Below are 21,271 nucleotides of genomic sequence, written 5' to 3'. Positions count from 1 at the left end.
CTCGATATCGCGTCGTACCAACAAGGCGGTCGCGCGCGCCAGGCACAGGATGGACTGGCCCGAAACAAACGTAGGAGCGGGTTTACCCGCGAAGCGCCGCGCGGGCGGCGCTCGATCTCATAGGCGCTGAATATTTTAAGGCGGACACCTGCGGCGCTCGATCTCCCAGGCGCTGAATATTTTAAGGCGGACACCTGCGGCGCTCGATCTCACAGGCGCTGAATGTGCCGAGCCGGGCACCTGGTCGTCGCTCGATCTCACAGCCGCTGAACATCTCAAACCGGGCACCTGGTAGCCTTGATGCAATCCCCCTCCCCAAACCACACAACCCGCTACCAGACAAGCTAACAGTTGTCGAGATATGGTTGGGCCAGTCCTTTGCGTATACTGCAACCTATGTTCGCCCACACTGCTTTGCGCCAGCGTTGCGCCAAATGGCTTCTCGCAACCGGACTCTTTCTGCTGTTAGGTGCCTGCGTTGAAAAACCCAGCACCCTCGAGCGCGTGAAGGAGGATGGCGTGCTGCGCGTGATCACGCGCAACAGCCCGGCAACCTACTTCCAGGACCGTAACGGCGAAACCGGCTTCGAGTACGAACTGGTCCAGCATTTCGCCGAGGATCTTGGCGTAAAGCTGCAGATCGAGACCGCCGACAACCTGGACGAGCTGTACGACGCCCTCGGCAAGCCCTCCGGCCCGGTACTGGCTGCAGCCGGCCTGGTCAGCAGTGAGCGGCGCAAGACCCAGGTGAAATACTCCCATCCCTATCTGGAGGTGACCCCGCAGGTCATCTACCGCAACGGCCGCCCGCGCCCCACCAGCGCCAAGGGTTTGGTCGGCAAGAAGATCATGGTGCTCAAGGGCAGCAGCCATGCTGACCAGTTGGCCGAGCTGAAAAAGCAGTACCCGGCCTTGCAATATGAGGAATCCGATGCCGTCGAAGTGGTCGACCTGCTGCGCATGGTGGACGAAGGCCAGATCGACTTGACCCTGGTGGACTCCAACGAACTGGCGATGAACCAGGTGTATTTCCCCAACGTGCGGGTCGCCTTCGATTTGGGCGACACCCGCGACCAGCGCTGGGCAGTGGCAGCAGGCGAAGACAACAGCCTGCTCAACGAAATCAACGAATTTCTCGACAAGGCACAGAAGAACGGCACCCTTCAGCGCTTGAAGGACCGCTACTACGGCCATGTCGACGTACTCGGCTACGTTGGCGCCTACACCTTCGCCCAGCACCTGCAACAGCGCTTGCCCAAGTACGAGAAGCACTTCAAGAACTACGCCAAGGTCGAGCAGGTCGACTGGCGCCTGCTGGCAGCCATCGGCTACCAGGAATCGATGTGGCAGCCGGAAGTCACCTCCAAGACCGGCGTACGCGGCCTGATGATGCTGACCCAGCGCACCGCCCGGGCCATGGGCGTGTCCAACCGCCTGGACCCTAGGCAGAGCATCCAGGGCGGCGCCAAGTACTTCATGAAGATCAAGGAAGAGCTTGACGACAGCATCAAGGAGCCGGACCGCACTTGGTTTGCCCTTGCCGCCTACAATGTCGGTGGCGGCCACCTGGAAGACGCCCGCATCCTGGCCAGGCGCGAAAAGCTAAACCCGAACAAGTGGCTGGACGTGAAGAAGATGCTGCCGCGGCTGGCTCAGAAGCAGTGGTACCGGCAGACCAAGTACGGCTATGCCCGTGGTGGCGAGCCGGTGCATTTCGTGGCCAACATCCGCCGTTACTACGACATCCTCACCTGGGTGACCCAGCCGCAGCTCGAAGGCCAGGTGGCCGAGGGCAACCTGCATGTGCCCGGGGTCAACAAGGACAAGCCAGCGGATAAGTCGTCGCCGATGTAAGCCAGTAGGTCTCTTCGCGGGTAAACCCGCGCCTACAAGAATTGCGCAGAGCCTGAGCGGGCTTGCCCGCGAAGCGGCCGGTGCAGCTCAAGCCTTGGCCCGGCGGGCCTTGAAGAAGTCGCTGAGGATCTGCCCGCACTCTTGCGCCAGCACCCCGCCCTCCACCATCACCCGGTGATTGAGAAAGCCTTGGCCAAAGAACTGCCCTTGGCTCTGCACGATCCCCGCCTTGGGTTCCAGCGCGCCAAACACCACGCGCATCACCCGCGAATGCACGATCAGCCCCGCACACATGCTGCACGGCTCCAGGGTCACATACAGAGTGCTGCCGGGTAGCCGGTAGTTGCTGGCCGACCTGGCTGCCGCCCTGATCGCCACCATCTCGGCGTGCGCGCTGGGGTCACTGTCGATGATCGGTCGGTTGAACCCCTGGCCGATCACCTGCCCATGCTGCACCAGCACAGCCCCCACCGGCACCTCGCCCAGCGCCGCGCCTTCGGCGGCCAAGGCCAGCGCCAGACGCATGAATTCCTGATCGCGGCTGCGATCGATGATCTGCGGGCGCATCAGACCACCGCGATCGCGGCCATCAGGCCGGTTTCCATATGGTCGATGACGTGGCAGTGAAACATCCACGTCCCAGGGTTATCCGCCACCAGCGCTACCTGGGCGCGCTCGTTCTTGCCCAGCAAGTAGGTGTCGGTGAACCACGGTTCCTTGATGTCGTGACGGTTGGAGGCGATCACCTTGAAGCTCATGCCATGCAAGTGGATCGGGTGCTGGTACTGGGTCATGTTCTTAAGCTCGAAGATGTAGCTCTTGCCCTTCTGCAACGTGGCGATGGGCCGGTCGGCACAGGTCTTGTCGGTAATATCCCAGGCCTGGCCGTTGATCTGCCACAAGCTCGGCGGTTTGCCCGCATCAGTGGTGACAGAGACACTGGCCGCCCACTCGAAATTGAAGTTCAGCTTTTCGGCATTCTCCAGGTCGGGCTCGGCGATCGGGTTGGGCGGCAACGCTGGCGGCCAGTCACTCGGCGCGTCGTTGCTGGCCACCGAACGCAGGGTGCCCAGGCGCACGAAACCGTCGCGCAGGGAGATATCCTCACCCGCCTCGGGAATGCGGATGGCCAGACAGATACGCATGCCCGGGCCTAACCAGTACTCATCCAGCGCACGCGGAGTCACCGGGTTGCCGTCGAGGGCATAGATTCTCGCCTCGCAATTGCCTTTGAGGTTGAGGCGGTAGGTCCAGGTGTTGTCCAGGTTCAGCAGGCGCACCCGCACCACCTGGCCGGCCGGTAGCTCGGTGATCGAGTCGGCCTGGCCGTTGATGGTGATCAACCGCCCGGCAGTGCCGTTGCGCGCGGCCTCGCGCGGGATGCTGAAAGGCAGCCATGCGCCCTGCTCGTCCACATGCCAGTTCTTCAGGCTCAGCGTGCGCTCATGCTGGAACCCAGTGGGCTCACGCTCCTCGACGATCAGCGGCCCGACCAGACCGCGGCCTAGCTCCTCGGAGCTGCTGACATGGGGGTGATACCAATAGCTGCCGGCGTCCGGCACGCGGAACTTGTAATCGAAGTATTCACCTGGTTTGACCGGCAATTGCGAAACGTATGGCACACCATCCATCTCCAGCGGCAGGCGGATGCCGTGCCAGTGGATGGTGGTTTCAACCGGCAGGTGATTGATGAAACGCACCCGCAACCAGGTGCCTTGGCGGACTCGCAGTTCCGTCCCTGGTGCTGAAGGGCCAAAGGCCCAGGCCTCGGTCTTGAACCCCGGCACCAGCTCCACTTCCAGTGGGGCGGCGATCAGCTCGTAGTCGTGCCCGGCATTCTCGTCCTCGACCTTGCCCAGCCAGTAGCGCACCGCGCCTCCGGCGCCCAGGCCTACCACAACCAAGCCAGTAAGGCCTTTGAGCATTTGTCGACGGGTAAAGGACATCGGTGCGGGTACCTCGTTTCTGCGCAATCAGTCTGCCAGCAGGGGCTGGCGATGAAGGGCGAATACGATACACCTGCATTTGCGAAAGATTAAGTGAAGTCTTGTCGCACGACCGGTTATTGGCCGCGATCGCCAGTGGCAACCCGCTCCCCCTCGGTACCAAACCAACGCCCTGGGGCTGACTTGCCGGATTCAGGGCGGGCTGCTTAAGTCTAAAAACGGGGTGCGCAGGTGCTGGCCTTCTGCCCGCCTATCGCTTCAGACAAGACGCCTGCTCTTTGAATGCGAAGGTAGACAGCATGTGGCACAAAAACTCATTACTGCATATCTCGCTCCTGCTCGCTGCAGGCCTGCTGCTGGCACCGAAGATCATCCTGATCGAGTTTTTCTCCCATCGATGGGTGGAGACGGGTATTTTCGATATTGCCCTGTACTTGCTTCAAGACGTGCTGCTTGTGGTCGCCCTCTATGTGATTGCCGCCAACACCATTACCAGAAACAAATTCAACTTCTATCTGTTGAGCATCGCCTCAGGCGCCTTGCTGCTGTTCCTGCTGGTGGACATGCGTGTTCGGGAGCTATGGCTGAAGCCACTGGACTGGCAACTGATAAGCTACAGCCTGCAAAACGCAAGCAACCTGACCTCCGGGGCCGAGGTGTTTCTCAAGCAAGCGGCCGGTTTCGGGCACACATTCAGGTTCATTGTCTTTGTGCTTTTTCTGGCTTACCTGGCGACCTGGTCTTTCGCTGGGCTGGCAACCTGCATCGCTTATAAAGAACAGCGCACCCGCACAGTAAAGAAAAGACAACACCTCTGGGCGTCACTGCTGGTGATCGGCGCCCTGCTCTTCGGCTCCATCCATGCCAAAGATGCGCGCTATCACCTGAACGAAAACATTGTCATCAGCCCGCTGGTCACGACACTCAGAAACACCACTTCCTTGACCGCAGCTCCGCATAGACCGCCCCTGCCATTCGAACAACCCGCCTACCCGCTGACCAACGTCAACGAAATCCGAAAACTTCAATCTCACCCCACGCCAGACTTCAAGAACCTGGTCTTCATCGTTCTGGAGTCGGTGCGCTGGAACAGCGTTTTTGCTCCCGGCATCAAAACCGCCGAGCGGTACCCCACCTTCGATAAGCTCGCTCGGGAGGGCATGCTCTTCAAAGCGTACGTCTCAGTGCCTCACTCGTCCAAAGGCTACCACGCGATCCTGACGGGGCTGCATGCCTACCCAGACATTGAAATCAAAGAGGCCATGTACCTGCTACAACCCAGCGTCATCCATGAGCTGAAGAACAGGAAAAACATGGAAGCCGTCGCCTTCAGCTCGCTGTACCTGCAGTTCGAAAACATGGAGGGCTTCCTGAAATCCATCGGTGTGTCGAATGCTTACGCAGTTTCGGAGCTCATTCCCGCCGAGAGTCGCTCACGAAATGCCAGTAGCTTCGGTGAAAGTGATGAACAGCTGTTTTCGTCCAGCATCTCTTACCTGGAAAACATCAAAAAGAATGGCAAAGGTTTCATCGCGCTCTACTTCCCAAGCGCAGCCCACTACCCCTACCAATGCAGCCAAGGCCCCCCATTACGGAGCGAGCTGGAAAAGTATGAAGACTGCATAGCCAAAACAGACAGCGTGCTGGGTGAAATGCTGACATCCTTCGACAAGCAAGGCCTTCTGGACTCGACATTATTCGTGCTCGTGGGTGACCACGGTGAGTCATTTGGTGAGCACGGTCTGTTCATTCACAACGCGTCCATGCACGAAGAGGAAGTGAGCGTACCCCTGATTTTCTGGAGTAATGGAAAGTCACTGCCCAAACCCGCCTCAACCACCAGTCACCACATCGATATTGCGCCCACGGTTGCCGATTTTTTTGATGTGACCGAATCCCCCCTCTCTGTACAAGGCATCAGCTTGTTGAGGGAACAGGGGAAACGCACATTCTTCATGTCCACGTTCTTTGACCAACTGGCGTCAGCCTTGGTGGAGCACCCGTACAAATACATATACGAATTCAGTTCGGACACCCTGACTAAATACAATCTTGAGGATGACCCGCAGGAAAAGCACCCGCAACGCGTGGAGGGTGATGAGTTCATCGCAGTGAGGAGCAGGCTGCTTTCCTATAACGCCTACCAGAAAGCGCTATTTGCCAGAAAGCCAGAAGAATAAGCAATCTGAACGAACAAGAACCAGAAAGCCCGCAATCATGCGGGCTTTCTGGTGTATCCGTCCTGCGGGTGCCAGCCTGAGCTGGCTACCCGATCACTCCCACTCGATAGTGGCAGGTGGCTTGCTCGACACGTCGTAGGTAACGCGCGAGATACCGTCGATTTCGTTGATGATACGACCGCTGACGGTTTCCAGCAGCTCGTACGGCAGGTGTGCCCAACGCGCGGTCATGAAGTCCACTGTCTCGACGGCACGCAGGGCCACGACCCAGGCGTAGCGACGGCCGTCGCCGACGACGCCGACCGACTTGACCGGCTGGAACACCACGAACGCCTGGCTGGTCTTGTGGTACCAGTCGGCCTTGCGCAGTTCTTCGATGAAGATGTGGTCGGCGCGACGCAGGATGTCGGCGTATTCCTTCTTCACTTCACCGAGGATACGCACACCCAGGCCAGGGCCCGGGAACGGGTGGCGGTAGACCATGTCGTACGGCAGGCCCAGCTCCAGGCCGATCTTGCGCACTTCGTCCTTGAACAGTTCACGCAGCGGCTCGACCAGCTTGAGGTTCATCTCCTCCGGCAGGCCGCCGACGTTGTGGTGCGACTTGATCACGTGGGCCTTGCCGCTCTTGGCGCCAGCCGACTCGATCACGTCCGGGTAGATGGTGCCCTGGGCGAGGAACTGGATGTTTTCCAGCTTGCTGGCTTCGGCATCGAACACGTCGATGAAGGTGCGGCCGATGATCTTGCGCTTCTTCTCCGGGTCGGCTTCGCCGGCCAGGTTGTCGAGGAACTGCTTTTCAGCGTCGGCGCGGATCACCTTGACGCCCATGTTCTCTTTGAACATGGCCATCACCTGGTCGCCTTCGTGCAGGCGCAGCAGGCCGTTGTCGACGAATACGCAGGTCAGCTGGTCGCCGATGGCACGGTGCAGCAGCGCGGCAACCACCGAGCTGTCGACGCCGCCGGACAGGCCCAGCAGAACGTTGGCCGAACCGACTTGCGCACGCACCTGGGCGATGGCGTCTTCAACGATGTTGGACGCCGTCCACAGGGCTTCACAGCCGCAGATGTCCTGCACGAAACGGGACAGGATGCGACCACCTTGCTTGGTGTGGGTCACTTCCGGGTGGAACTGCACGCCGTAGTAGCCGCGGGCGTCGTCGTACATCCCGGCGATCGGGCAGCTTGGGGTGCTGGCCAGAATGCTGAAGTTGGAAGGCATCTGGGTGACCTTGTCACCGTGGCTCATCCACACGTCCAGGCCCAGCACGCCATCGTCGTCAACGTGGTCTTCGATGCCATCGAGCAGGCGGCTCTTGCCGACAACGTCCACGCGGGCATAGCCGAACTCACGCAGGTCGGAACCTTCTACCTTGCCGCCCATCTGCTCGGCCATGGTCTGCATGCCGTAGCAGATACCCAGCACAGGCACATTCAGGTCAAACACAGCCTGCGGAGCGCGCGGGCTGTTGGCCTCGTGGACCGACTCGGGGCCGCCGGCGAGGATGATGCCGCGCGGGTTGAATTCGCGGATCGCTTCATCGTCCATGTCGAACGGGTGCAGTTCGCAGTACACGCCGATTTCGCGCACGCGGCGGGCGATCAGCTGGGTGTACTGGGAACCGAAATCGAGGATCAGGATGCGGTGAGCGTGAATGTCGAGGGCCATGACTCAATCTCGTCAGTGGAAATCGGAAACGACGCGGGGCTGTCATGACAGCCCCGCTTTATGTAGTAGCTGGAAGCCTCAGCCTACGCGGTAGTTAGGGGCTTCTTTGGTGATTTGCACGTCGTGCACGTGGGACTCGGCCATGCCGGCACCGGTGATACGCACGAACTCCGGCTTGGTGCGCATTTCTTCGATGGTTGCGCTGCCGGTGTAGCCCATGGACGAACGCAGGCCGCCCATCAGCTGGTGGATGATCGCGGCCAGGGCGCCTTTGTAAGGAACGCGGCCTTCGATGCCTTCCGGCACCAGCTTCTCGGCGCCGGCCGAGGAGTCCTGGAAGTAACGGTCGGACGAGCCCTGCGCCTGCGCCATGGCACCCAGCGAGCCCATGCCGCGGTAAGCCTTGTAGGAACGGCCCTGGAACAGTTCGACTTCACCCGGGGCCTCTTCGGTACCGGCGAACATCGAGCCCATCATCACGCAGGACGCACCGGCAACGATGGCCTTGGACAGGTCGCCGGAGAAGCGGATACCGCCGTCAGCGATCAGTGGCACGCCAGTGCCTTCCAGTGCTGCGGCGACGTTGGCGATGGCGCTGATTTGCGGCACGCCGACACCGGCAACGATACGGGTGGTGCAGATAGAGCCAGGGCCGATACCGACCTTGACCGCATCGGCACCCGCTTCGGCCAGGGCCTTGGCGGCAGCGCCGGTGGCGATGTTGCCGCCGATCACCTGCACTTGCGGGTAGGTTTCTTTCACCCAGCGTACGCGGTCGATCACACCTTTGGAGTGGCCGTGGGCAGTGTCGACGACGACGACATCAACGCCAGCCGCCACCAGGGCAGCAACGCGCTCGCCGGTGTCCTTGCCGGTGCCGACGGCGGCGCCGACGCGCAGACGACCCTGGTCGTCCTTGCTGGCCAGCGGGTAAGCCTTGGCCTTTTCGATGTCCTTGACGGTCATCATGCCCTTGAGGTTGAACTTGTCGTCAACGATCAGGACTTTTTCCAGGCGATGCTTGTGCAGCAGCTCGCGAACTTCGTTCTTGTCGGCGCCTTCGCGGACGGTGACCAGACGCTCTTTCGGCGTCATCACGTCGCGGACCTTGGCGTCCAGGCGATTTTCGAAGCGCACGTCACGGGAGGTGACGATGCCGACCAGGTCGCCGTTGGCCAGTACTGGCACACCGGAGATGTTGTTCAGGCGGGTCAGCTCGAACAGGTCGCGCACAGTGGCATCAGCGTCGATGGTGATCGGGTCCTTGACCACGCCAGCCTCGAACTTCTTGACCTTGCGCACTTCGCCGGCCTGTTGTTCGATGGTCATGTTCTTGTGGATGATGCCGATACCGCCTTCCTGAGCCATGGCAATGGCCAGACGCGCTTCGGTCACGGTATCCATGGCAGCGGAAACCAGCGGAATGTTCAGCTCGATGCCACGGGTCAAACGGGTCTTGAGACTGACTTCATTGGGCAGTACCTCGGAATAGCCAGGTACAAGGAGGATATCGTCGAAGGTCAGGGCTTCTTGGCTGATACGCAGCATCGCGGGGGCTCCCGGGCGGGAAAAATGGAAGCGCGCCATTATACTCATGCATGGCGCGCCGCTCAATGCAAAATAAGGGCCTTCGGTCAGGCTTGTGGCAGTTTTACCTGCACCACGGCCACTGGCTGGTCGAGCCAGTCGGCGAAGCTGTCGAGAAAGGCCTGGGTGAACCCGGCCTCGCCCCAGTTGTTGAAGATGAACCCCAGGTTGGAAAAGGCACATGGCTGCAGGTAAATGAAGCCATTGATGTCATCTTCGAAGCCGCACAGCGGGCAGGTAAAGTTGTCGCTCACCGCCGGCATCCACTCTTCCAGGCTTTCGAACAACGGCTCACCCACCTCGCGCCGGCACTCCGGGCAACCGGCTTCTTCGAGGAAGCCTTCGGTGGGGGTATAGATGCAGCGCTTGAGCATCACTTCCAGGCCGTTGACCGGCTCGCCGAAGGGCAGTTTTTCCGGGTGCAGGGCCACTTTGCGCGCCCCTGCCGCCAAGGCATGGCCCATGCGGTTGCCGGTGCGACCGCAGGTGGTCAGTTGCTCCTCGACGACTTTTTCGCGCACCAGCCAGCGCAGGATGGCGCGGGAGCGGGCTTCATGCACCGGGACGGTAGACAGCTTTGGAACGATGATGCTCTGGGTGTTCATGAACGGGACAAGCCTGAAAAACGCCGGTGATGACGCAATTCTACCGCTCAGGCGCTCAGGTAGCGACCAATCAGCGCCAGGCCGCTGGCCAGCACCAGCCAGGTGACCAGCCGTACGAACGCTTCGCGGGACAACCGGTTGGTCAACCGACGCCCTACCCAAAGGCCAATGAACATGACAGGCAGCAGGCAGGCGGCGAGCAGCAGCAGGCTTTGCTCGGCATAGACACCGGCGATCAGGAACAGCGACAGACGCACTATCGTACTGCAGCTGATCAGCGCGCTCTGGGTGGCGCGTACCTGTTCCTTCACCTCCAGCCGTGCACTCAGGTAAAGGGCATAAAGAAATCCACCGCTGCCGAACAAAGCCCCGAACAACCCGCCTGCCGTGCCCATCGGCACCGCCCAGAAGCCGGACAGGCTGGCTGGCCTCACTTTCACTGCCAGCCCGTAAAGTGCATAGGCGGTCACGAATAGCCCCATCAACAGCAGCAACAGGTCGGACTTCAGTTGCAGCAGGAACACCACGCCCAACGTACAACCCAAGGCCATGAAGGGCAGCAGCCGCAGCAATTCACTGCGTACCACATCCCGGCGTGACGGCAGCAGGTTGCCGAACGCGGCCACGAAATCCAGCAGCACCAGCAACGGGATGATGCGTGACAACGGCATGAAGTGAATCAGCACCGGCCCCGCCACCAGTGCAGTACCAAAGCCGGCGATGCCGAAGACGATGTAGGCCGCGGCAATGGCGAACAGGATCGGCAGCCAGTCAAGGCCGGAAAACGACAGTTGGGCAAGCATGGCAGCAGTTCCTGGGAAGACAGGCAAAGGTTAGCCAGCCATGAGCCATGCCGACTAATATGCCTTTATCCCCTAAGCCATCTCGAAAAGGCATGACATGACGTCGATCCGACAGTTGCGTTACTTCGTGGAGATCGCCGAGTGCGGCAGTTTCAGCAGTGCAGCCGAGCGACTGTACGTCGCCCAGTCGGCCCTTAGCCGGCAGATCAAGGAGCTGGAGCAGCAACTGGGCACGCCGCTGTTCGAACGCACGGCGCGCCTGCCTCGCCTGACGCTGGCCGGTCAGGCCTTTCTTGAACGGGCGCGACGCTTGCTGGCTGACCTGGCACAGGCTGAGCGGGTTACCCGTGACATTGGCCAAGGGTTGCAAGGCAGCTTGCGCCTGAACCATTCCAGCACCGTGCCGCTGACCGGCGGGCTTCTGGCTCGCCTGGGGAACTACCTGAAGCACAACCCAGGGGTTTCGCTGGAGATTGCGCAGCAGTCATCGGAAGCACAGCTGGAAGGCATTGCTGCCGGACGGCTGGATATCGGCCTGTTACGCTTGCCGGTGCTGCGCCAGCATGAAGGCGTGGTGCTGCATGAATTGTTCGACGAACCCTTGTTGCTGGCGGTCGCCGCTGGACACCCCTTGGCGGGTACTCAGCACGTGCAACTGGAGCAACTGAAGGAAGAACGCTTCATTTCCATCCCGCACCGGGATCGCGGTGGTTTGAGCTACTTGTCTGCCTCGTTGTGCATGGAGGCAGGATTCTTCCCGAAGGCGGCGCAGGTACTGTCGCGCAAGACCACGCAATTGCAGCTGATACAGGCGGGGTTTGGGGTGGCGTTGTTGCCAGCGTGCATGCGGCAGATCGCACCCGCTTCGGTCAGTTTCGTGGCGCTGCAAGGGGATTGCCAGAGCACAGTGGCGCTGGCCTGTCGCCGCGATGCGGGGCAGATAGCCAGGCAGTTCGTAACGGCCCTGCAGGGCTGAACCTTGTTCTTCGCCGGTGCACCCGCTCCAACAGGGCCCGGGACAGACAACCGGGGCCGATGTCATTTATGATGCCTGCCATGATCAAAGACCCTTTCGAACGACTCGGGCTGGACCGCGAGGTCCTTACCGTCAGCCAACTCAACGGCCGCGCCCGCGTGCTGCTGGAAGACGTTTTCCGCAGTGTGTGGGTGGAAGGCGAAATCTCCAATCTCGCCCGCCCGGCGTCCGGCCACATGTACTTCACCCTCAAGGACAGCGGCGCCCAGGTGCGTTGCGCGTTGTTCCGGCAGAACGCCACGCGGGTACGCCAGGCGCTGCGCGACGGCCTGGCGGTGCGGGTGCGTGGCAAGGTTTCGCTGTTCGAGGGGCGTGGCGACTACCAACTGATTCTCGACACCGTCGAGCCAGCCGGTGATGGCGCGCTGCGCCTGGCTTTCGAGGCCCTGAAGGAAAAGCTCGGTGCCGAGGGGCTGTTCAGCACCGAACGGAAGAAGCCGCTGCCGGCTCACCCGCAGCGCATCGGCATCATCACCTCGCCCACTGGCGCGGTGATCCGCGACATCATCAGCGTGTTCGGCCGCCGCGCGCCGCAGGTGGAGCTGAACCTGATCCCTACAGCGGTACAGGGTCGCGAAGCCATCGCGCAGATCGTACGCGCCATCCGCCTGGCCGACAGCCTCGGCTTCGATGCGCTGATCCTGGCGCGTGGTGGTGGTTCGCTGGAAGACCTGTGGTGTTTCAACGAGGAAGCCGTGGCGCGTGCCGTGGCCGCCTGCGTCACGCCAATTGTCAGCGCCGTGGGCCATGAAACCGACGTGTCGATCAGCGACTTCGTGGCTGACGTGCGCGCGCCCACCCCGTCGGCTGCCGCCGAGCTGCTGGCCCCTGACAACAGCGGCCTTCGGCAACGCCTGGATGGCCTGCAACGGCGCCTGCTACTGCGCATGCAGAACCGCCTGACCCACGACCGCCTGCGCCTGGAATCACTCACCCGGCGCCTGCGTCACCCAGGCGAGCGTTTGCGCCAGCAGGCCCAACGCCTGGACGACCTGGACATGCGCCTGCGCCGCGCGTTCATGCTCAACCTCAACCAGCGCCGCGAACGCCTGGCACGCCTGGACGCCCGCCTGGCCGCGCAGCATCCGGGGCGTAACCTGAAGCTGCTGAACCAGCGCCTGGACAGCCTGGCCGAGCGCCTGCCACGGGCCATGCGCGAGGTGCTCAAGGACCGTCGCCAGCGGTTCCAGGCCCAGCTGCAGACACTGCAGGTGGTCAGTCCGCTGGCCACCCTGGCCCGCGGATACAGCATTTTGCTGGATGAACAAGGCCAGGCCATTCGCAGCGCCGAACAGACCCGCAACGGCCAACGCCTGACCGCCCGCCTGAACGAAGGCGAGCTGCTGGTGCGGGTCGAAGACAACCACCTGACCCCGGTCACCCTCTCATTACTGGACTGACACATGCCCCGCATGCTCGCGCCCCTGCTTGCCCTTTCCCTGCTGCTGCTGGCCGGCGGCGCCCAGGGCAGCTACATCACCCGCACACTGAACAAACCGGTACCCGGCGGTGTGGCAGTCGTCGACCTGGGCCCCGCCGCCAACGCACCCAGCGCCCGTTTCGACGGCAAGCCGGTGCTGGTGGTGAAGGAGCAGGACAACTGGCTGGCCATCGTCGGCATCCCGCTGACCCAGAAGCCCGGCACTGCAGTGCTGAACCAGGGCGGGCGCACCTTGCCTTTCAGCGTAGGCAGCAAGAAGTACCCTGAGCAGCGCATCACCCTGAAGAACACTCGCCAGGTCAACCCGAACCCGGCCGACCTCAAGCGCATCGATCGCGAGCTGGCCGAGCAGATCAAGGCCTACCGCAGCTTCAGCCCGAACCTGCCGAGCAACCTGATTCTCGACAAGCCGGTCAACGGCCCGCTGTCGAGCAAGTTCGGCGTGCGCCGCTTCTTCAATGGCGAAGAACGCAACCCGCATGCCGGGCTGGACTTTGCGGTACCGGCGGGCACGCCGATCAAGACACCCGCCAATGGCAAAGTGATTCTGCTGGGGGATTATTTCTTCAACGGCCGCACGGTGTTCGTCGACCATGGGCAGGGCTTCATCAGCATGTTCTGCCACATGTCGAAGATCGATGTGCAGGTCGGGCAGCAACTGCGTCGTGGCGAGGTGGTCGGGCGCGTGGGCTCGACCGGGCGGGCGACCGGGCCGCATATGCACTGGAACGTCAGCCTGAACGATGCGCGGGTGGACCCGGCGATTTTCATTGGCGCGTTCCAGCCCTGAACGTTGCGCTGCCTGGGCCGGCCCATTCGCGGGTAAACCCGCTCCTACAAGGGGCCGCGTACCTGTAGGAGCGGGTTTACCCGCGAATGGGCCAGCACTGCTGGCATTAATTCGATTGTGTTGCGCCATCGAAAAATACCGCGCAAAAGCAACGAAGCACTCAGCCAAATAAAGCCATAAAATCTCGCTTAATGGCTTTTTTTAAGCATTCCTCTCAATTTTTCCCGAACGCTTGCCATCCCCCACCCCACTGGTTAAGTTTGAAGGCATGAAAACCTTCAGCACCCTCATCCTGCTCCGACAACATCGCAGCCTCTGCCTGGTCAGCGCCCGACTACCAGGCTGAATCGCGTCGCCTCGCCTCTTCATATCGTTATCGCTCGGCAGGCCCGATCTCGGCCGCACACAAAAGGATTGCTTCCATGACCATGCTCAAAGACCCTTCGAAGAAGTACCGCGCTTTCCCGACCATCGACCTGCCTGACCGTACCTGGCCGTCGAAGACCATCACCCAGGCACCTATCTGGTGCAGCTCCGACCTGCGTGATGGCAACCAGTCGCTGATCGAGCCGATGGACTCGGAGAAGAAACTGCGCTTCTGGAAGACCTTGGTGCAGGTTGGCGTGAAGGAGATCGAAGCCTCGTTCCCGTCTGCCTCGCAAACCGATTTCGACTTCGTGCGCACCCTGATCGAGGACGGCCACATCCCGGATGACACCACCATCCAGGTGCTCACCCAGGCACGTGAAGACCTGATTGCCCGCACCTTCGAGTCGCTGCGTGGTGCGAAGAAGGCCATCGTCCACCTGTACAACGCCACCAGCCCGTCGTTCCGCCGCATCGTCTTCAATCAGGACAAGCAAGGCGTGAAGGACATCGCGGTGAACGCGGCCAAACTGTTCGTCAAGTACGCCGCCCAGCAGCCGGAAACCCAGTGGACCTTCCAGTACTCGCCAGAAACCTTCAGCGCCACTGAAATGGAGTTCGCCAAGGAAGTCTGTGACGCGGTCATCGAGGTGTGGAACCCTACCCCTGAACACAAGATCATCCTCAACCTGCCGGCCACCGTGGAAGTGTCCACGCCAAATATCTACGCCGACCAGATCGAGTGGTTCTGCCGCAACATCAGCCGCCGCGACAGCGTGATCATCAGCCTGCACTGCCACAACGACCGTGGCACCGGTATCGCTGCCACCGAACTGGGCCTCATGGCCGGCGCCGACCGTACCGAAGGCTGCCTGTTCGGCAACGGCGAGCGTACCGGTAACGTCGACCTGGTGACTTTGGCTCTGAACCTCTACACCCAGGGCATCGACCCGTTGCTGGACTTCTCCGACATCGACGGCGTGCGCAAGGTGGTCGAAGAGTGCAACCAGTTGCCGGTACACCCACGTCACCCGTATGTGGGCGACCTGGTCCATACCGCGTTCTCCGGCTCGCACCAGGACGCCATCCGCAAGGGCTTCGCCAAGCAGCAGGATGGGGAACTGTGGGAGGTGCCTTACCTGCCAATCGACCCGGCCGACATCGGCCGCAGCTACGAAGCGGTAATCCGCGTCAACAGCCAGTCGGGCAAAGGCGGTATCACCTACCTGCTCGAGCAGGAATATGGCATCAGCCTGCCGCGTCGCATGCAGATCGAATTCAGCCAGGTGGTGCAGGGTGAGACCGACCGCCTGGGCCTGGAAATGACCGCCCAGCAGATCTACAGCCTGCTGCACAAGGAGTACCTCCAGGCCAACGCGCCATACGCACTGGTCAGCCATCGCCTGCAGGAAGAAAACGGCCACAGCGCCGTGGAAGTGGAAGTTGCCGGTGAAGGCGAAACCACCCTGCACTGGCGCGGCAAGGGCAACGGCGCCCTGGAAGCACTGGTGGCCGGCCTGCCGGTTGCCGTAGAGATCATGGACTACAACGAGCACGCCATTGGCGCTGGCACCAATGCCAAGGCCGCGGCCTACATTGAACTGCGTGTAGCCGGTGGCCGTCCGGTGCATGGCGTGGGTATCGATGAGAACATCACCACGGCCAGCTTCAAGGCCCTGTTCAGCGCGCTGAACCGCTCGCTGAGCCAGCAGGAAGCCAAGGCGGCCTGAAGCCTGGAATGAGGAATGAGAAAGCCCGCATCGTTTGATGCGGGCTTTTTTTGTGGGCCTGGACTGGCCTTTTCGCGGGTAAACCCGCTCCTACAAAGGCCTGCGCCCAATCACCAGTGTGTGTCCACCACCGATCAGGTGTAGGAGCGGGTTTACCCGCGAATACGGAGGCCACGGCAACGGTGAACGGCCAGGGATATTGGCCCGCAGACCCGGCCCATTCGCGGGTAAACCCGCTCCTGCAACGGCCTGTGTCCAACCCCCCGGTGCGTCCACCGCAGATCAGTGTGTAGGAGCGGGTTTACCCGCGAAAAGGCCAGCACAACCAATGCAAATATCCCAGGCAAAAAAAAGGGGCGCCGACCAAGCGCCCCACAAGCCGTAAAGCACACAACTGATTCAGTTGGCGTCCAGCAGCGCCATCGCCTCAGCACTGCACGCTTCGATCCGCGCCCAGTCACCGTTCTTGATCCAACTGCTGTCGAGCATCCAGGTCCCCCCCACGCACATCACGTTTGGCAGTGCCATGTAGTTGCGCACGTTGGCCGGGTTTACACCGCCGGTGGGACAAAAACGAATATCGCCGAATGGGCCACCAAAGGCCTTGATCGCCGCTACGCCGCCACTGATCTCCGCCGGGAACAACTTGAACCGGCGGTAACCCAAGGCATAGCCCATCATGATTTCGGACGGCGTACTGATGCCCGGCAACAGCGGAATTTCACTGTCCACGCCCGCTTCGAGAATGTCCTGGGTAATGCCTGGAGTAACGACGAACTGCGCGCCCGCAGCTTCAACCGCTGCGAACATGCTGCGGTCGAGCACGGTACCGGCACCGACACACAGCTCCGGGCGCTGCTCACGCAGCACCTGAATGGCCTTGAGGCCATGCTGGGAGCGCAGGGTCACTTCCAGGGTACGGATGCCGCCAGCGGCCAGGGCATCAGCCAGCGGCAGGATGTCTTCCTCACGAGCAATGGTGATTACCGGCAGGATGCGCGCCTTTTTGCAAATGGCGTCGATCCGCGCGGCTTTATCAGCCATCGAGAGCTTGGGCTGTGGGCGTTCAAGGGTGGTCATGACTGTGGATCCTTGGCTCATGGGCACCAGTAGATGTCCAGGGGGTCGTGAAGAAAAGCGCGAATCGGCATTTCAGTAAGGTCGTTGCCCGCCAGCGCGGCGCGCAGGGTAGCGAGTTTGCTCTGGCCTTGCACAGACAGCGCGATGAAGGCAGCACTGGCCAACAGCGAACGGGTCATCGACAGGCGCTGGTGCGGCACGCTCGGCGCCAGCAACGGCAGGCAGCGGCGTGGGCCGGCCGAGTCCAGGCCTGCTTCCAGGTTGGGACTGGCGGGGAACAGCGAGGCGGTATGGCCATCATCGCCCATGCCCAGCACCAGCACGTCGATCGGCGGTAGCTCGGCCAAGGCCTGATCAGCCTTGAGCGCAGCGGCATCAAGGTTCTCCGCCTGCTGGTACAGGCCAACGAAGCGGGCCTTGGCCGCTTCGCCCTTCAACAGGTGGCGGGCCAGCAGGCCGGCATTGCTGTCGGCGTGCTCCACCGGCACCCAGCGCTCATCAGCCGGGCTGACGATGACCTTGGCCCAGTCCAGGCGCTCGCTGGCCAGCTTCTCCAGGAACGGCACCGGGCTGCGACCGCCAGACAACACCACACAGGCCTGCCCCTTGGCGGCAATCGCAGTACGCAGGCGCTCAGCCACATCATGAGCCAAGGTCACGGACAGTGCCTTGGCATCCGCCAGTTCATGAGCCTTCACGGCCGCTGGCAGTTTCAATTCAGATATCCCCATACCACGCCCTCCCATCGCGTGTGATCAGTGCAATCGAGCTCATCGGCCCCCAGGAGCCCGCCGCGTATGGCTTGGGCGCGTCGCCCGCATTACGCCAACCGGCGATCAACTGGTCGCACCACTTCCAGGCATACTCGATTTCGTCCTTGCGCACGAACAGGTTCTGGTTGCCACGCATCACTTCGAGCAACAGCCGCTCGTAGGCATCCGGAATTCTTGCACTGCGCCAGGCATCGGAAAAATTCAGCTGCAATGGGCCACTGCGCAGTTGCATGCCCTTGTCCAGGCCCTGCTCCTTGGTCATCACCCGTAAAGAAATGCCTTCGTCCGGTTGCAGGCGGATGATCAGCTTGTTACCGATCTGCAAACGCTGTTCCGGGGCGAAGATGTAGTGCGGCGTTTCCTTGAAGTGAATGACGATCTGCGACAGTTTTTGCGGCATGCGCTTGCCGGTTCGCAGGTAGAACGGCACGCCCGACCAGCGCCAGTTACGGATGTCGGCGCGCAGGGCGACGAAGGTTTCGGTGTCGCTCTGGGCGTTGGCGTTGTCTTCTTCCAGGTAACCGGGCACCGGCTTGCCTTCGCTGTAGCCGGCAATGTACTGGCCGCGCACCACACTGGTGCTCAGGCCGTCGCCGGTGATCGGTGCCAGGGCCTTGAGCACTTTCACCTTCTCGTCACGGATGGCATCGGCAGACAGTTCGCTGGGCGGGTCCATGGCGATCAGGCACAGCAACTGCAGCAGGTGGTTCTGGATCATGTCGCGCAGCTGGCCGGCCTTGTCGAAATAGCCCCAACGGCCCTCGATACCGACCTTTTCCGCCACGGTAATCTCCACATGGGAGATGGAATTCTGGTTCCACTGGGTTTCGAACAGGCTATTGGCGAAGCGCAGGGCAATCAGGCTCTGCACCGTCTCTTTGCCCAGGTAGTGGTCGATGCGGTAGACCCGGCTTTCAGGGAAGAACCGCGCCACGGCATCGTTGACCCGGCGCGACGACTCCAGGTCGTGGCCAATAGGTTTCTCGAGCACTACCCGGGTGCGCGCAGCCAGCCCGACCTTGTCGAGGTTTTCGCAGATGGCCCCATACACCGCCGCCGCCGTGGCGAAGTAGGCGATCAGCGGCAGCTCACCCGGCAGTTGCTCGGCAAGGGCCTGATAGCCCTCGGGCTGAAGGAAGTCCAGATGCTGGTAACTCAGGCGGGCGAGGAAGCGACCCAGCGCGGCAGGCTCGATATCTGCCTCGGGCACGTGCCGGCGCAGGTGGGCTTCGATGCTGTCCAGGTGCTCCTGCGCACTGCCGGCCTCGCGGGCCAGGGCCAGCAGGCGGGTGTCCGGGTGCAACAGGTTGGCCCGGTCGAGCTGGTAGAGCGCAGGAAACAGCTTGCGCAATGCCAGGTCGCCGAGGGCGCCAAACAGGGCAAAGGTGCAAGGTTCGACACTGATTGCAGCCATGATGTTGGTTCTTTCCTAAAGTTGGTCTAGGAATACCGCTTTCACACACGGTTTTCAAGGGATAATGTAGTAAAAACCACAACATTACACACTAGTGTTACAGACAAGTGGTACGCCAACCGCACCGACAGTACGATAGACGACCGTGCAAAAAGCCTGCTGATCCCACAGCCGGCTGTCTTCCCGACCCAAGGACACACCCATGGACCGCGTGCGAAACCTCCTGGAACAGATCCAGGGCCGCCTCGACGAGCTGAACAAGGCCGAACGCAAAGTCGCCGAAGTCATCCTGCTCAACCCGCAACAAGCCACCCGTTTCAGCATCGCTGCGCTGGCCCAGGCGGCCAAGGTCAGCGAACCGACCGTCAACCGCTTCTGCCGCTCGTTCGGCGTCAGCGGCTACCCCGAACTCAAGCTGCAACTGGCGCAGAGCCTGGCCAGTGGTGCCGCCTATGTCAGCCGCGCGGTGGAGGCCGACGATGACCCGGCCGCCTACACCCAGAAAATCTTCGCCAGCGCCATCGCCTCGCTTGACAGCGCCTGCCAGCAACTGGACCCGCAGCAGGTCAGCCGCGCCGTGGACATGATGATCCAGGCCCGACAGATCCACTTCTTCGGCCTCGGAGCCTCGGCCCCGGTGGCCCTGGATGCGCAGCACAAGTTCTTCCGCTTCAACCTGGCCGTGTCGGCCCACGCCGATGTACTGATGCAGCGCATGCTGGCCTCGGTCGCCCACACCGGCGATCTGTTCGTGATCATTTCCTACACCGGGCGCACCCGCGAACTGGTCGAAGTGGCGCGCGTGGCGCGTGAAAACGGCGCTTCGGTACTGGGCCTGACCGCCGCAGGCTCGCCACTGGCCAATGCCTGCAGCCTGAGCCTGCACATCCCGCTGCCGGAAGATACCGACATCTACATGCCGATGACCTCGCGGATCATCCAGCTGACCGTGCTCGATGTGCTGGCCACCGGCATGACCCTGCGCCGCGGCGTGGACTTCCAGCCCCACCTGCGCAAGATCAAGGAAAGCCTCAACGCCAGCCGCTACCCGATCGAGGACGACGAACTCAATTGAGCCGGTGCGCCTGCAAACGTAGGTGCGCACGTTGCCCAGGCGCCAGGCTCAGGCCTTCGCCACTGCCGCTGGTCGCCTCGACGCAGACAAAACGCTGCGACTCGCGGCCAGTCACCCCCATCAGCGGGCGATTGCCAGGGTGCCAGACCACGGTGTCGTCGCTGTCACCGGTGTCGATGCACAGCTCGCGCTGCCAGGCCGGGTCCTGCAATTGCACCCGTGGCGTACCGGGGTAGACCTTCTGACAGCCGCCCTTGAGCTTCAGCGCGCCATCTTCACGGCAAGCCTGGCGGTTGAGGCGGTCGTAGCCTTCAATGTCTTCCAGCCCGGACAGCGCTATCTCGGACACATCACTGATGCGCCAGTACGCCAGCAGCGCATGGCTCAGCTGGCAGGGTTCGCTGTCCTGATGTTCGGTGCTCAGGCTCAGTTCCATACGGCTACCTAGCCGGGCATGCAAGTCGACCTGCCAGTCGCACAGGTCCAGCCGCCATTTCAGGGTCACGCCCTCCTCGTCCTCACGGCTGTCCACCAGTTTCCAGTCCAGCAGCCGCGCCCAGCCATGGTCCGGCCACAGGTCTTCGCTGGGGTGACAGCCATACCAGGGCCAGCACACCGGTACGCCACCGCGGATCGCCCCCACCTGCGGCCACTGTTCGGCGCACCACAGCCACGGCCGTTCACCCGCCGGTTGAAAGTGCAGCAACTGCGCGCCCTGGCGGCTGAACACCGCCTGGCAACGGGGATGATCGATGATCAGCACATCGCGCTGCTGGTAACGCTCCCATTCGAATGTCGGCCGTGGCCGCTGCGAGGAAAAGAAGCGATGGAGCGGATGTTCGGGCATGGTTCAGAGCTCTTGTTGTTCGAGATAGCGCTGTCTCGGCCTATCCCGGACACCCACTGCAGACCAGTGGGTG

General features: G+C 61.9%; 17 protein-coding genes. 7 read left to right on the top strand and 10 right to left on the bottom strand.

Going from position 1 to position 21,271, the window contains the following annotated elements; translation table 11 throughout:
• The first annotated feature begins 396 nt into the window (after nt 1–396).
• A complete protein-coding gene (mltF, locus tag ACYCCG_RS20755; protein WP_209967765.1) occupies nt 397–1,854 on the top strand; it encodes a membrane-bound lytic murein transglycosylase MltF in 1,458 nt (485 codons plus the stop codon).
• 87 nt (nt 1,855–1,941) lie between these two features.
• Here the strand turns inward: mltF and tadA are convergent, their stop codons facing one another.
• Complete coding sequence (gene tadA, locus ACYCCG_RS20750; protein ID WP_012051365.1) at nt 1,942–2,421, bottom strand: tRNA adenosine(34) deaminase TadA; 480 nt, start codon at nt 2,419–2,421, stop codon at nt 1,942–1,944.
• A complete protein-coding gene (locus ACYCCG_RS20745; RefSeq protein ID WP_459671601.1) occupies nt 2,421–3,800 on the bottom strand; it encodes a multicopper oxidase family protein in 1,380 nt (459 codons plus the stop codon). Before ACYCCG_RS20745 ends, tadA begins: the two co-directional genes overlap by 1 nt.
• Before the next feature lie 299 nt (nt 3,801–4,099).
• Here ACYCCG_RS20745 and ACYCCG_RS20740 point away from each other — a divergent pair, with 299 nt between their 5' ends.
• A complete protein-coding gene (locus ACYCCG_RS20740; RefSeq protein ID WP_339534996.1) occupies nt 4,100–5,980 on the top strand; it encodes an LTA synthase family protein in 1,881 nt (626 codons plus the stop codon).
• Between the two features lie 93 nt (nt 5,981–6,073).
• On the opposite strand, the gene guaA is transcribed toward ACYCCG_RS20740, so the two are convergent.
• From guaA to ACYCCG_RS20720, 4 genes are all read right to left on the bottom strand, one after another.
• Entirely contained in the window at nt 6,074–7,651 is a 1,578-nt protein-coding gene (guaA, locus tag ACYCCG_RS20735; protein ID WP_021781918.1) for a glutamine-hydrolyzing GMP synthase, read from the bottom strand.
• A 78-nt stretch (nt 7,652–7,729) separates the two neighbouring features.
• Nucleotides 7,730–9,199 (bottom strand): IMP dehydrogenase, encoded by a 1,470-nt coding sequence (guaB, locus tag ACYCCG_RS20730; RefSeq protein ID WP_003255025.1) that lies wholly within the window; start codon nt 9,197–9,199, stop codon nt 7,730–7,732.
• A gap of 86 nt (nt 9,200–9,285) precedes the next feature.
• On the bottom strand, nt 9,286–9,843 hold the full coding sequence (locus ACYCCG_RS20725) for a sugar ABC transporter ATPase (protein ID WP_103463198.1): 558 nt from the start codon (nt 9,841–9,843) through the stop codon (nt 9,286–9,288).
• Nucleotides 9,844–9,890: 47 nt separating this feature from the next.
• Nucleotides 9,891–10,646, bottom strand: a complete 756-nt coding sequence (locus ACYCCG_RS20720; RefSeq protein WP_176683691.1) for a sulfite exporter TauE/SafE family protein — start codon at nt 10,644–10,646, stop codon at nt 9,891–9,893.
• A gap of 97 nt (nt 10,647–10,743) precedes the next feature.
• On the opposite strand from ACYCCG_RS20720, the gene ACYCCG_RS20715 reads away from it, so the two are divergent.
• The 4 genes from ACYCCG_RS20715 (at nt 10,744) to leuA (ending at nt 16,009) form a co-directional block, all read left to right on the top strand.
• Nucleotides 10,744–11,622 (top strand): LysR family transcriptional regulator, encoded by an 879-nt coding sequence (locus ACYCCG_RS20715; protein WP_339534993.1) that lies wholly within the window; start codon nt 10,744–10,746, stop codon nt 11,620–11,622.
• Between the two features lie 80 nt (nt 11,623–11,702).
• Nucleotides 11,703–13,082 (top strand): exodeoxyribonuclease VII large subunit, encoded by a 1,380-nt coding sequence (xseA, locus tag ACYCCG_RS20710; protein WP_004575640.1) that lies wholly within the window; start codon nt 11,703–11,705, stop codon nt 13,080–13,082.
• Between the two features lie 3 nt (nt 13,083–13,085).
• Complete coding sequence (locus ACYCCG_RS20705) at nt 13,086–13,913, top strand: peptidoglycan DD-metalloendopeptidase family protein (protein ID WP_459671596.1); 828 nt, start codon at nt 13,086–13,088, stop codon at nt 13,911–13,913.
• 422 nt (nt 13,914–14,335) lie between these two features.
• Nucleotides 14,336–16,009: a 2-isopropylmalate synthase gene (gene leuA / locus ACYCCG_RS20700; RefSeq protein ID WP_209967775.1), complete on the top strand. Its 1,674-nt coding sequence runs from the start codon at nt 14,336–14,338 to the stop codon at nt 16,007–16,009.
• Between the two features lie 399 nt (nt 16,010–16,408).
• Here leuA and ACYCCG_RS20695 read toward each other — a convergent pair whose 3' ends face one another.
• Genes ACYCCG_RS20695 through zwf form a run of 3 tightly spaced genes read right to left on the bottom strand, consistent with a single transcriptional unit; the run spans nt 16,409 to nt 19,276 of the window.
• A complete protein-coding gene (locus tag ACYCCG_RS20695; protein WP_003255037.1) occupies nt 16,409–17,089 on the bottom strand; it encodes a bifunctional 4-hydroxy-2-oxoglutarate aldolase/2-dehydro-3-deoxy-phosphogluconate aldolase in 681 nt (226 codons plus the stop codon).
• 17 nt (nt 17,090–17,106) lie between these two features.
• Nucleotides 17,107–17,820 carry a 6-phosphogluconolactonase gene (pgl, locus tag ACYCCG_RS20690; RefSeq protein ID WP_459671593.1) on the bottom strand — a complete coding sequence of 238 codons (714 nt, stop codon included), beginning with the start codon at nt 17,818–17,820 and terminating at the stop codon, nt 17,107–17,109.
• Entirely contained in the window at nt 17,807–19,276 is a 1,470-nt protein-coding gene (gene zwf, locus ACYCCG_RS20685) for a glucose-6-phosphate dehydrogenase (protein ID WP_459671591.1), read from the bottom strand. Before zwf ends, pgl begins: the two co-directional genes overlap by 14 nt.
• A gap of 211 nt (nt 19,277–19,487) precedes the next feature.
• Here zwf and hexR point away from each other — a divergent pair, with 211 nt between their 5' ends.
• Entirely contained in the window at nt 19,488–20,351 is an 864-nt protein-coding gene (hexR, locus tag ACYCCG_RS20680) for a MurR/RpiR family transcriptional regulator (RefSeq protein WP_209969915.1), read from the top strand.
• Here hexR and ACYCCG_RS20675 read toward each other — a convergent pair.
• On the bottom strand, nt 20,344–21,198 hold the full coding sequence (locus ACYCCG_RS20675) for a D-hexose-6-phosphate mutarotase (RefSeq protein ID WP_103463202.1): 855 nt from the start codon (nt 21,196–21,198) through the stop codon (nt 20,344–20,346). The genes hexR and ACYCCG_RS20675 overlap by 8 nt on opposite strands.
• Nucleotides 21,199–21,271 lie beyond the last annotated feature (73 nt).

It is taken from the genome of Pseudomonas sp. VEM90 (assembly GCF_054611535.1).
Note: the sequence above shows the minus strand (reverse complement) of the source record. Positions and strands in the feature narration are given on the sequence as shown.